The sequence below is a fragment of the Mycetocola sp. Y444 genome (assembly GCF_059445295.1).
On record NZ_JCAIUB010000003.1, the window covers coordinates 611256 to 623487 of the forward strand.

General features: G+C 62.7%; 10 protein-coding genes, 1 tRNA gene and 1 pseudogene. 7 read left to right on the forward strand and 5 right to left on the reverse strand.

Annotation, left to right across the window (positions count from 1 at the left end):
• Window positions 1–1185 (forward strand): MFS transporter, encoded by a 1185-nt coding sequence (locus AC1C2M_RS14430; RefSeq protein WP_495437258.1) that lies wholly within the window; start codon window positions 1–3, stop codon window positions 1183–1185.
• A 61-nt stretch (window positions 1186–1246) separates the two neighbouring features.
• On the opposite strand, the gene AC1C2M_RS14435 is transcribed toward AC1C2M_RS14430, so the two are convergent.
• Window positions 1247–3175 carry a dipeptidyl-peptidase 5 gene (locus AC1C2M_RS14435; RefSeq protein WP_495437260.1) on the reverse strand — a complete coding sequence of 643 codons (1929 nt, stop codon included), beginning with the start codon at window positions 3173–3175 and terminating at the stop codon, window positions 1247–1249.
• Window positions 3176–3234: 59 nt separating this feature from the next.
• On the opposite strand from AC1C2M_RS14435, the gene AC1C2M_RS14440 reads away from it, so the two are divergent.
• Window positions 3235–3807 carry a chloramphenicol phosphotransferase CPT family protein gene (locus AC1C2M_RS14440; protein ID WP_495437262.1) on the forward strand — a complete coding sequence of 191 codons (573 nt, stop codon included), beginning with the start codon at window positions 3235–3237 and terminating at the stop codon, window positions 3805–3807.
• 71 nt (window positions 3808–3878) lie between these two features.
• Here the strand turns inward: AC1C2M_RS14440 and AC1C2M_RS14445 are convergent, their stop codons facing one another.
• Window positions 3879–4361: a MarR family winged helix-turn-helix transcriptional regulator gene (locus AC1C2M_RS14445; RefSeq protein ID WP_495437264.1), complete on the reverse strand. Its 483-nt coding sequence runs from the start codon at window positions 4359–4361 to the stop codon at window positions 3879–3881.
• Between the two features lie 85 nt (window positions 4362–4446).
• On the opposite strand from AC1C2M_RS14445, the gene AC1C2M_RS14450 reads away from it, so the two are divergent.
• Window positions 4447–5421 (forward strand): alpha/beta fold hydrolase, encoded by a 975-nt coding sequence (locus AC1C2M_RS14450; RefSeq protein ID WP_495437265.1) that lies wholly within the window; start codon window positions 4447–4449, stop codon window positions 5419–5421.
• On the opposite strand, the gene AC1C2M_RS14455 is transcribed toward AC1C2M_RS14450, so the two are convergent.
• Together AC1C2M_RS14455 and AC1C2M_RS14460 are read right to left on the reverse strand one after the other, a co-directional pair.
• The gene (locus AC1C2M_RS14455; RefSeq protein WP_495437267.1) at window positions 5408–7567 is read right to left on the reverse strand and encodes a PKD domain-containing protein; all 2160 of its coding nucleotides are present in this window, start codon (window positions 7565–7567) and stop codon (window positions 5408–5410) included. The genes AC1C2M_RS14450 and AC1C2M_RS14455 overlap by 14 nt on opposite strands.
• Window positions 7568–7579: 12 nt before the next feature.
• Window positions 7580–8869 (reverse strand): beta/gamma crystallin family protein, encoded by a 1290-nt coding sequence (locus AC1C2M_RS14460; protein ID WP_495437268.1) that lies wholly within the window; start codon window positions 8867–8869, stop codon window positions 7580–7582.
• A gap of 329 nt (window positions 8870–9198) precedes the next feature.
• Here AC1C2M_RS14460 and AC1C2M_RS14465 point away from each other — a divergent pair, with 329 nt between their 5' ends.
• Together AC1C2M_RS14465 and AC1C2M_RS14470 are read left to right on the forward strand one after the other, a co-directional pair.
• On the forward strand, window positions 9199–9930 hold the full coding sequence (locus tag AC1C2M_RS14465; RefSeq protein ID WP_495437269.1) for a helix-turn-helix domain-containing protein: 732 nt from the start codon (window positions 9199–9201) through the stop codon (window positions 9928–9930).
• A 106-nt stretch (window positions 9931–10036) separates the two neighbouring features.
• Window positions 10037–10234, forward strand: a pseudogene (locus AC1C2M_RS14470) (AIPR family protein); the annotation flags it as partial.
• A 725-nt stretch (window positions 10235–10959) separates the two neighbouring features.
• Here the strand turns inward: AC1C2M_RS14470 and AC1C2M_RS14475 are convergent.
• Window positions 10960–11030 (reverse strand) — tRNA-Gly (locus tag AC1C2M_RS14475).
• Between the two features lie 58 nt (window positions 11031–11088).
• Between AC1C2M_RS14475 and dcd the strand changes: the two genes are divergently transcribed.
• Window positions 11089–11694, forward strand: a complete 606-nt coding sequence (gene dcd / locus AC1C2M_RS14480; RefSeq protein ID WP_483406146.1) for a dCTP deaminase — start codon at window positions 11089–11091, stop codon at window positions 11692–11694.
• A gap of 18 nt (window positions 11695–11712) precedes the next feature.
• Window positions 11713–12231 (forward strand): hypothetical protein, encoded by a 519-nt coding sequence (locus AC1C2M_RS14485; protein WP_495437270.1) that lies wholly within the window; start codon window positions 11713–11715, stop codon window positions 12229–12231.
• Window position 12232: the final 1 nt, after the last annotated feature.

Below are 12232 nucleotides of genomic sequence, written 5' to 3' on the forward strand. Positions count from 1 at the left end.
GTGACCAGCACAACCTCGTCGATCGACACATCGACCGACCATAAGCCCGGCTCCTGGGCCGGCGTGGTCTCACTCGGACTGGGGATCTTCGCGATCGTCATGTCGGAGTTCCTGCCAGCGAGCCTGCTGCCGCGTATTGCCGGCGACCTTGGGGTGACGGTCGGCGCAGCGGGGCAGAGCGTCACAGTCACCGCGCTCGCGGCCGCGCTCTCAGCCCTCTTCATCTCGGTGGTATTGCCGCATGCCGACCGGCGCCGCGTCATGATCGGCCTCACGCTGCTCGCCATCATCTCCAACCTCGCCGTCGCGCTGGCACCGAACCTCCTGGTGCTTCTCTCGTCCCGGCTCCTGCTGGGTGTCGCACTCGGCGGGTTCTGGGCAATGGCCACGGCGGTCGCCGCGCATCTGGTTCACGCGGACCACCTCGGGCGCGCGCTCACCGTCGTTAATGCCGGTGTGTCCGTTGCAACCGTCGCCGCGGTGCCCCTCGGCGCATGGCTCGGGGAGTTGTGGGGATGGCGGGGAGTGTTCGTCCTCGGCGCTGTTGTGGCGGCACTGGCGCTGATCGTGCAGGCGGCAACACTGCCGCACGTCACACCCACTGTTGGCAGCGGAATTCGGGCGCTCGGAGCGACACTGCGCTCCCGGGCCGTCATCATCGGACTGGTCGCGGTGCTGCTGGCCTTCGGCGGTCACTTCAGCGGCTTCACGTACATTCGGCCGGCTGCCGAGAGCGTATCCGACATCGATGCCGGGGGACTCGCTCTGCTTCTGCTCGTGTTCGGAGTAGCCAACTTCGTCGGCACGGCCCTCAGCGGTCCGCTGGCCGACCGTGCACTCCGAGTGGCCGTCTTCCTGTTCCCAACGGTCCTGGGAATCGGGATGCTTGTCATGCTCGCGACCGGCGGTTCGACCGTCGCTCTGTTTGTCGCGGCTGCGCTGTGGGGTTTCGGCTTCGGTGGCCTTCCGACCGCCGTGCTTACGTGGGGTGCCCGAACTCAGCCGACCCGTCTCGAGCAGATCGGCGGAGTGATCGTGACCGTGTGCAACATTGCGATCGCTGTCGGTGCGATCGTCGGGGGAATCCTCGTCGATGATGTCGCAGCCACCGCCCCCCTCCTGGTCGGCGGCATCTCTGCAATCGCCGGCGCTGTCGTGCTCGTGAGCCTGCGTCAGCAGCGCTGACGGCTCTCGGCCGGACGGCATCCTGCTGCTGCTCGGGACCGAGCAGGGCGGGCCGACGAGTTTATTCGCTGACGAGTTCGAGCGGCGGTACGCCGACCGGGTCGAACCCCATCACCTGACCATAGAACGACAACTCGGCTTCCGTCGCGCTCACGATTGTGCTCGCGCGACGGAAGCCGTGTGACTCTCCCTCGAAGGCGATGTATGCGTGGGGGATGCCCTTCCGTGCCAGGGCATCACGGAAAAGCTCTGCTTGCGACGGCGGCACGATCGGGTCGTCGAGGCCCTGAAGAAGAAGGACCGGGGTGGAGAGGTTATCCACCCGGTTGAGCGGCGCACGCGACCGGTAAAGATCGGCCGCTTCCGGAAGCGGACCGATGAGCCCGTCGAGGTAGCGCGATTCGAAGTCGTGCGTGTCCCTGGCGAACTGGGTCAGCTCGGCCACGCCGAAATACGAGGTACCCGCCGCGAACACGTCCGAGCTCGTGAGCGCAGCGAGCACCGTCCACCCGCCCGCCGAGCCTCCGCGGATCGCGAGGCGCGCCCGGTCGGCGAGTCCTGCGTCCGCGAGTCCAAGCACGGTGGCAACGGTGTCTTCCACGTCGACGATGCCCCACTGCCCGCGCAACCGCTCCCGATACTCCCGCCCGTATCCCGTCGATCCGCCATAGTTAACATCGACGACACCGATACCGCGACTGGTGAAATAGGCGATCGTGGGGTTGACGACGAACGGTGCCCGGGTGGTTGGGCCACCGTGGACGAACGCGACGAACGGTGGCAGCTCGCCATCGGGGGCCGCGAAATCCGCGTTCCGGGGCGGATAGACGATGGCATGAACCTCCCGGTCTCCCTCGAACGTCCGGGATTCAGCGACGGGGAGGTATCCGGCATCCGGGAGGGAATCGACCGAGAGCCGAACCACCGTGATCTCTCCCGAGTCGAGGTCGAGACGGCGAAGCCCGGGTGCGTCCTTCGCACTGCCTCCCGCAAGCAGCACACTCGTGCTGCGGACCGGTCCGAGGACAATGTGAGTGAGCGGCTGGGCCGCGACCGAGCTGGCGCCCGTCGCCGGATCGATGATGACGAGTTCGCTCTGGCCGAGAGTTCGCGAGGCGAGGATGCGGCCATCCGCCAGCAGTCGATACCAGGCCAGCCCGACGAACCAGAGTGCGTCGCCGTATTCGGCCTCGTCCGGGTGCAGCGGTGTGACGTTTCCCTCGAGATCAACCTCGGCAAGATTCCACCAGCCGGATCGGTCGGTGATGATCGTCAGGTGGTCGTCATCCCGCCATTCGGGCTGCAGAAGAGACTCTGTCGTTGAACCCGCGAGCGTGCGCCACTCGCTGACCTGGCCCGCTCGGTCGAGGTCGCCGACGCGCAACTCGGTCCCGTCCCATGGCATCTGCGGGTGATCCCACGCGATCCAGGCGAGGCGTCTGCCGTCGGGGGAGAACCTCGGAGAGGCGAGGAAGTGTGAACCCGTGACGATGGAGCGGATCGCTTCGTTGTTGCCATCGGCAGTGCCGTCCACCGGCACCGCGACGATGTCTCTGTCAACGAGGTCGCCAGAGTGGGTCTCGCGCACGGCGATGATTTCGCCGTCGCGCCACGTGAGATCTGCGAAGCGGAATCCGGTACCGGCGCTCGTGAGCGGTACAGGACTACGGCTGCCACGATCCAGGCGATACAGTCGCTGATCCGTGAACTCGGCGAACACGAGAGTGCCGTCGTCGTCCGCTGCCCACGCTCCACCGCCGTACTCGTGCACGCGGGTCCGGGCATTCCAGGGCTCCGGCAGGATGTCGATGGGGTCGCCATTTTCACCTGTCGTGCGGACCGCGAACCGGCCGCCCTCACTCGGTCGAAGTTCGAGCCACCACACCTCATCGCCCACCCACGTGCCCTCGCTCACGGCGTGCCCGCTTTCGGCAAGATCATGAGCGGAGATCGGTGAGCGCCAGGACCCGTACGGAGCGATTGTCGTCATGGCGACATCCTGCCAGCTCACGTGTTTCAGCGGGCAGCCAATATGGCTACGCTCGGAGAGTGTCTGCCAGTCGCAACCCCACAGTGATCGTGCTGAACGGCGGATCCAGTTCAGGTAAATCGTCGATCGCGAGAGCGCTGCAGGAAATGCTCCCCGGCGTCTGGTTGACCTTCGGCGTCGACACCTTCATCGACGCACTTCCGGGTCGCGGTGACAGCCCGCGAGCCGGGATCACGTTTGAGCACGACGGCACGATCACCTTCAGCGACGAGTATCGGGCTCTCGAACGAAGCTGGTATGCCGCCCTCAGCGCGATGACAGTGGCGGGGGCGCACATGATCCTCGACGAAGTTTTTCTCTCCGGGGGTACCGGGCAGGAGAGTCTGCGTTCAACGTTCAGCGATACCGGGATGTTGTGGGTGGGTGTCCATTGCGCGGCCGACGTTGCTGCATCCCGCGAAGCGCGGCGGCCCGACCGGGCAGAGGGAATGGCGCGGCAACAGGCCCTGAGTGTGCACACCGGCGTGAGCTACGACCTCGAGGTGGACACGACCTCCAGGCCGGCCGAGGAATGCGCTTGGGCAATAGCGAGACACCTCGGAGTGCGGGCGCCGTCCCCGATCCGTTCGTAGGCAAGGGCTGCCCCGTCTGAGCTGCGCTGTGTGGGCTGCCCTGTCTGAGCCGGACGTTCTCAGGTCGACGGTCAGGAGCGAGCGTCGGTGTCGACGTCGGCGGCCCAGCCGGGTGAGTCGAGACGGATCGCATTGTCGCCAACGAGCGCGCGCAGCGTGGCTTCCGTGATGGCGAGTGATTCTGTGCCCACCTGCTTCTCCAGCTCATCCCGCATCTCATCGAAGACGGCCTCGCCTTCGCGAAGCAAAGCTGTCCCGCGCTCGGTGACGCGCAAGCGCATCTTCCGGCGATCCGCCTCGTCGGGCTCCCTGGCGACGTAGCCTCGTTCTTCCAGGACGGCGATCGTTCGTGCCGCCGCCTGTTTTGTCACCGACATCGCTCGACCGAGTTCTGACGCGTTTTCGGCGCCGGAGAGGATCGAGTGAAGCGCGAAATCGTGCACCGGACGAAAGTCATCGTGGCCTCGCCGCGCCAGTTCGGCGGTGGCTCTGTCGGCAAGAGTGCGGAACCCCGCAAGCATCAGCAGCGCTAGGTCGCCACCCTTCCGAGACATAGGGGAAGTCTAAGCCAGGGTTGATATGGACAACCCTGTTGTCTATAGTTAATGGACAACAAGATTGTCTATTAAGGAGAGCGATATGTCCGCCACTGCGGCACTCGGCGCAACCATCCCCGGCGTCTCCCACCATCGAGCTCAGGTCAACGGCACCGAGCTGCACTACGTCACCGCCGGTACGTCCGGTTCACCTATCCTGCTCGTGCACGGCTGGCCTGAGACGTGGTGGGCATTCAGGGGCCTCATTCCGCTGCTTGCGGAGTCCCACCGGGTTTACGCTCTCGACCTGCGCGGATTCGGCGACTCGAGCACCACCGACACCGATTACAGCGAGCAGGCCCTGGCCGACGACCTCCACCAGCTCGTCACACATCTGGGGGCTGGCCCTGTGCATCTTCTCGCTCAGGACATCAGCGGAGGCGTGGCGTTCCGGTTCGCTGCGTCCCATCCGGATGAGGTGCGAAGCTTCACAGCGGTCGAATCCTCCCTTGCCGGGTTCGGTCTCGAGGCGCTTGCCGACGTCAACGCCTTTGGTTCGTGGCATGTCGGATTTCTTGGCACTCCCGGCATCCCTTCGATGCTCCTGCCCGGACACGAACGCGAGCTCCTGGCTGACTGGGCTTACCCGATGATGAACGGCACGGCCGGTGCAATCCGTGCCGAGGACCTCGATGAGTTCGTTCGCACGTACTCGCGGCCGAACGCCTGGCGCGGTACGGAAGGTCTCTACCGTTCCCTGTTCACGGACAAGGGGGCGACTCGGGCGCTCGCCGAGGCGCATCCGTTGCGCGTCCCCGTCCTCGCCGTCGACGGCGCCAATCATCCATTCACAGAGCAGTCGTTTCGCCCGGTGGTGGCTGGAGAGTTCACTGCGGTGCACATCGAGGGCGTCGGTCACCTCGTTGCGCAGGAGGCACCTCGGAAACTGGCGTCTGTGCTCCTCGAGTTCCTCGCGAAGGTTGACAGCCCAGAGAGAAAACGTCTCAGAGACCGGTCCGAAACCCTTTCACGCAGGTCGCCTCGCGCCGCGTCGATGGGAGGTCTTAGTTCACGATGACGGTTTTGGTTCCGCCTCCGGCTTTGCCACGGATGACGAAGACGGGGGAGCGGCGGCATGCCTGTTCGCCAGGACCGCCCGTGTTGCACCCCGGCAGCTGGGGGTCGGTGCAGACCACCTCGTAATCCACTCCGTCGTCTGCAGAAAAACGAGCGCCTACGTTCGGGCCAGCCGGACATGTCCCGGCCGCGCTGTAGTCTGCGGAATGCGGCGAATCATTGATCGGTGCCCAGTCGAGATCGGTCTCACCCACGCGGCGATAGTAGATGTGGAGTGGGCGATGGTCAGTATGACAATTCTGAATAAGGAGTTCGTCGTAACCAGTTGGAACGGGAGCGCTCGCGCTAAACGTTGAGACCGCATTGCTGCTGCCTCCCGGTCCGGACACGGTCAGCGAAACGAGGACGTTTCCCGGCTGGGTGAAGGTTCGTGATGGCGAGGTGAGAGCAGCGGTTGCCGGAAGTGCGGCACCCGCGAAGGACCATTGGCTCGACGTGATCGTTCCAGTGGACTGATTCGTGAAGACAACCGTGATAGGTACGACGCCGGACGTCGCAGATGGCGTGAACTTCGCTACCGGTGGCGCGACGACGGTAAACTCCGGGCCGTCACCGGAAACCATGTCGCACAGGCGTTGCCGGACCTTCACGATGTCGCCGGCTTTGAGCACACGTTTGGTGATGACGATCTCCTCGTCACTACCAATCGGGTAGCTTCGGTCCCACACACCGTTAATCACGATATCGATCCACGCTCCAGGAACCAGGCCGGTTACTTCCAGTTCTTGGCTCCCGACCAGACCCTTCGTGATCACTGGCCGTCCGACATCCGGCGCTCGCTGGATTTCGCCGGTCTCGGTGTTTGAGAGGGTGTTGCATCCTGACGCATGGGCAATAAGGGTGTCCCCTCTGGTGAGTGACGGTGAGACGGGAATCGTCATTTCGGTTGCCGTCATCCGCGCTACGGCCAGGAATGCGCCCGTCCGCGCGGAGACGATGGAAATCCAGTTGTACCCGGGCGTCAGCTCGCGCACCCGGACTGCGGTTCCACACGCGAAGAGTGGCTCGACGATTACCGGGCTGGGGTTCATCCCGCCGCTTGTACCCTCAACCTCCGCAGCATTGGAGGGCCCGCTCCACACGCCGCACAGCTCCTGACGCGCCACGATGGTGTCGAACGCCTGTAATGAGGGCAGTTGGATCAGCATCGAATCATCCGCAGCCTCGACCGTGCCGACTGTGACGCCATTGATGGAAATCTGCACCTGGGCGCCCGGGATGAGCCCGCTGAGGTTTGCTGCCCGAGAAGCGGTGCACGGCTTGCCGATAATGAAGGGCGGAGGAACTGCTGGGGCGTCGACAACCGTGTCCGTGTCGGCGGCACTCTCTTCCCTGCAGCCGGGGAATGACTGAGCGACCGATACTTCTTCTCCCTCAACCAACGGCTTGTCTAGTTGGAAGTAGAGGCTCGTTGAGTCAAACACAGCGGAGTTCGTGAGGCCGAGCGTCGGCCGGCTCAGAACCACGGTGGCCCCGGGGAGAACCCCTTCAACGGTGACTGTTCGACTGCACGACCATAGCGGTCGGCGGAGCTGCGGCGTTGGCAGTTCGCGGGGAAGGTGCTCGGCCGGCGGGGCTGTTATCTCGAACCCGGGGACACCGCACGCAGTTTGTGACACCGTGAGTTGTTCATGTGCGCTGAGTGCGGGGCTGAACGAGAACCGAGCATCGCCGCGTTCGGCAGAACCTGTGCCACGCACCGGTCCCGTTCCGACCTGAGCAGTGATGACCGCCCCTGGTACCGCACCGGTTATCCACACGACGCCGGCGCACGCGTACATCGGGTTCGTAAACGCGACGGCGCCGATGACAGCTGGACTTCGCTGGACCCAGATTCGTGGGTCCGCCGAGGGCGCGCTCGGCCCTGTCCCGTTATCTTGCGTCGCTGTAACGAGCTCGTCAACGGGCAACGTCACGCCCGCATCCAAGGGGAACGTCTGGCGTGGCCATGAGGCCACACCGCGAGCGACAACCTGCGTGCCAGCGTAAATGACGACGTTCGCGCCTGTCAGTTGCCCTTCAAGTTCGATCGAGGTGCTGCATTCAGACACCGGGCCGAGGACCGTCGGAGCCAAGAGCAAAGTCATTAGATCGTCCTCTCAGCGAACCGCCACAATACTGACGTCATCGCCAGTATTGCCGCGCAACTCGAAACGTCCGGGCAGGTAATAGGTAAAGCGATACGGTCCGGCCAGGTTGGGCAGGACGACGGCGTTTGCAATCAATCTGTTGACCGCTCCGATGGTGCCGGGTATCGCGTTCATGAGCCCCCGCGCTACACGATCGTGAATCATCCCACTTTCGACATGGCATCCGTATTGATCGACGTAACCTTGAATGTCTCCGTTCCGGTCCACGTAAAGATAGATCCAGTACCGAACCTCGGCGTAATAGTCCGCGAACGGCCATGGAGTGTGCACCGTGATCGGCACATTCACGTAAATGTAGGTTCGGTCGGGGCGATTCGGATGAACATCGGTACTGGACACGTTGCCGGTCGGCCACATGTCCCAGCTGAACCGTGCATCGCCTGCCGTGCTGACATCGCCCTGAGCGTTGACGATTTCTGCAATCTGGTCCTGCGGAACCAAGGCAGTGAGCGACAGTGGGCTCGTCTCGTTCGGCCATCGCCGGATGACGAGTGACGACGAGGTGATGTCGTTGAAATCGTTTCCAACGAACCACACATCCTGCTGTCGGCCAGGCACGACGGGAAAGTTGCGGTATCGGCCCCGATATCCGATGTGCTCGAACAGCACAACGCTTCCACCTGTTTCGCTCGTGTGAGCGCTGTACGACAACGATGAGATTCTGTCGTTCATACCGAAACTGCGGTAGTCAGGACGACGCCAATATCCCCAGCCGGGCGTCATATCGTCAAAGATCGAAGCTCCCGAGAAATTGGAGTCCACGTAGTACTTGCACCAGATGTCGTCAGTAGCCGAATCGGGCTCGCCCGCTCGCTCACCGTGAAAGAGCTCCATCGCCCGCTCGACCGCGGTCGATTCTGAGGCGCTTAGCGCCGACGCGGCGGTCACCGCGTTGATGGCCGCCTGCAGCAGGCCGGCGTTCTGAGTCGACCCATCAGATCGGAATCGCTTTTCAATGAAGCGGAGCCCGTCCACGGGGGATTTATCGACCAACTCTGGCAGGAATGACGCCAGTTCGTGCACCGCTGAAATTGCTGATCCGGCCCGGCCCTCCTGCCGATCATCGATGTCAAGCGGCGGCGGCAAATCTGAAGGCCTCTGAACCTCAACACACTCGATTGACGACACTCGATTCTCGGCGCTCCACTCCGGCCTCTGGCTCGCTCTCAGCGACCACAGTTTGAGTTGTTCCAGGGCCTCTGGGTCCAGCAGCATCTTTTCGTGTTCCAAGCGTTCCATTTCGACACCCCTCCTCTGAGGTGGTTCAGCGTTGTGCTGTATCGATCGAAGCGCTGCGTGGTTGCAGGAGTGGGTTTCCGATCGCGGCGGCAACGGTGGCGGGATGGTGCGCCGGTGCTCGTAGGCATTGTGTTTGGCTTCGTCCTGGGCGACAATCCGTTCACACCATCATTCGCACTGCCGGTTCTCGGCGACTAGTAAAAAAGCGACAGGATCGGGGGCCATGGCTGATGCGTACAATTCAGTCCGTCCGCCCCGGCCCAGTGTTGCGCCCGTTTATTCGAGCGTTCGCGCACCGCACCACCTCGGGCGCCCTGGAGTCCCAGGCCATGCCGGCATTCTTGGAAACGGTGATTCATTTCGATTTTGCGGACGTACTCGGCATCCGTTCATCCGACGGCGGCCTCGAAATGGCGCGGCCTCTGGCGCTCGTAGGGCCGCACACGCGGGCGGGAACCAGCTTGCGATTCGACGGCAACATTGATTCTTTTGCAGTCTTTTTGCAGCCCACCGCGCTCTGGTCTCTGTTTGGAGTTCCCACCAGCGCCGTTGTGGAGACGCACTATGACGCCGCAGACGTTTTGGGGGCGCCCATCGCGGAGCTGTGGAACGTGCTCGCGGATCGCCCCGGATTCGACGATCGGATTCGAGCGGTGGAGCGATTTCTGCTTACTCATGCGCGCTTCGAACGCCAGGACACACTGAGCACCGCGGCTGCGTCGATTGTGACTCGTCAAGGCGGCTGCATCAGCGTGAGTGAGTTGGCGGTGCGAATGCACGTCAGCGTGCGGCAGCTTGAGAGAGCATTTCTTCACGAGATGGGAATGTCTCCCAAATATTTCGCCCAGGTCTCACGGTTCCAGACCGCCCTCGACGCTCGGATACAGGCTCCGAAGAGGACCTGGCTCGACATTGCGATCGGCTCCGGTTACCACGACCAGATGCACCTCATCCACGACTTCAAGTCAATGGCGGGTTTTGCACCGGGGCTGACGGTGTCACGGCTCGGCGACTCACGTCCATCTGCCCTCGCAGACTCGCACAGCGACGATCGTCAGTAAACGGAGCTGGAGAACCGCGTCCAATACCTGTGACGTGTGAGGCAGAGTCCAATACCTGTGTCAGTTCTCATCTCAGATGAGACAAGGTTTGTAAGTAAATGGGGCGCAAACCGTAGGCACCATTGGTCAGGTGTTCAAAGAGGACCCCACTTCCGTCTCGGACGCGCGAGTCACGGTTCGGTTCATCTCGCTCGAGAACTGTCCTCCCGGGTTCGCGGCCGACGTAACGCGCGGCACGAATACCCAAAATCATGTGGAGCGGAGAGATTTCGTTTCGCTTGACCCGCAGCAGGAGCGACTTGCTAGTGCACTAACGCTGGACGGAATCAAGAGCGGATCCGAAATTCCTACCCCAGATTCCGGATTTACCGTTCTCGAGGCGACGGTCGCGCTTGCGTGCGCCGACCCCGATCCAGATTTCGCAGTGCAATCGAAACGGGAAGTCGGGCGGCCCTGGTCCGGGGCAGAAGCTCCCCAGCCGGGTAGCCAATATAGGCACCTGTTCAGCGAGAAGTTGTCAGAAACTGCACTCTGGCGATCGGTCCAGCGTCTCCGCCTCGTCGATGAAGCGATCGCGAAGAACCGAAAAGACCTCGACGGCAGGAGCAGACTCATTGGCGTCGATTGATCGCACACACTGTGTTCCAGGTGATGAGGCGCGGTGTGCTTACCGGGGATCAGGACCAACTCGATTTGATGCTCATTGAGTTGCCGGCTATCGCCAAGCGGGTCTACTCGGAAATGCTGAACGTGGTGGAACGCGAATTCGCGGACAACTATCTGGCTGGTCTTTTCAAGAATGCATCGCGGTGCCGTCAGATTGTCGTCAGCGTTCTTGGGGACTCAAGGTCGGTTGAGCCTGTAACGACCCTCGGTCGTAGCTGGCAGCGTCGCTGGTCTCCTTGTCTCAGTTGCAATGAGAACGCTACTTGCACTGAGCCGGACGGTGCTGGCCCTTGTCTCAGCAAGTATGCGAAAAGTCGCTACTAGTTTGAAAACTGACAACCTGCGATGTGTGAGACAGAAGAGAGCGGATGACGGGAATCGAACCCGCGCTATCAGCTTGGGAAGCTGAAGTTCTACCATTGAACTACATCCGCGTGACGCTGTACGGCGACGTTCGCAATCTTAGCAAGACGCGCCAGATAAACTGACCTCGTGCTTCTCTCCGACCGCGACATTAAGGCAGAGCTGGCATCCGGACGCATCGGTCTTGAACCGTCCCACTCCGAGATGATCCAGCCTTCGAGCATCGACGTGCGCCTCGACCGCTACTTCAGGCTGTTCGACAACCACAAGTACCCCTACATCGACCCGGCCGAAGACCAGCCAGAGCTCACCCACCTCATCGAAACGAAGCCAGATGAACCGTTCATCCTGCACCCGGGTGAATTCGTGCTCGGCGCAACGTTCGAACAGGTCTCGCTCGCCGATGACATCGCTGCCCGGCTCGAGGGCAAGAGCTCACTCGGCCGCCTCGGTCTGCTGACGCACTCGACAGCCGGCTTCATCGACCCGGGATTCTCCGGTCACGTCACTCTCGAGCTGTCCAACGTCGCGACCCTCCCGATCAAGCTCTGGCCAGGCATGAAGATCGGCCAGCTCTGCTTCTTCCGGCTGACCTCCCCAGCTGAGAACCCGTACGGCTCAGCTGCGTACAGTTCCCGCTATCAGGGTCAACGCGGCCCGACCGCATCCCGCTCGTTCAAGAACTTCCACCGCACCGACGTCGGCCTCATCGACGCCGGCAGCGCCGGCAGCTAGGCAAGAAAGGCCACCGCCATGAGTGACCCCATCGACCTTTCGTTCGCTGACGCACTCATATCGGATGCGGCCACCGAGAAATACCCGAATCGGATGTTCCGCTTCGGTCGGCTTGTCGGTCGCTGGAACGTGCACTCGCGCCGCATGGATGAGGCCACAGGGAACTGGCATGAGTCGGACTTCGTCTGGGTGGTCGGGTTTATTTTGGACGGGAAGGCCGTTCAGGATGTCGCGCTCACGCCAACAGAGGACGGCTTCGAAACCATCTCAACTGCGGTCCGGGTCTACGACCGCGACATGGGTGCCTGGCGCGTGAGCTACTTCGAGCCGGAGCGCGGCGAATACGCGCACCTCGTCGCCACCGCGCACAAGCGCGACGGCATCCGCCAGGACGGAACGCGGAACGACGGTCTGCTCATCCGCTGGAACTTCTCGAAGATCACCGAGCACTCCTACCGGTGGGAGAGTTTCGTCTCGGAAGACGAGGGAACCACGTGGGTGCTCAACGAGCACAATGAGGGCATGCGCGTCAGCTGAC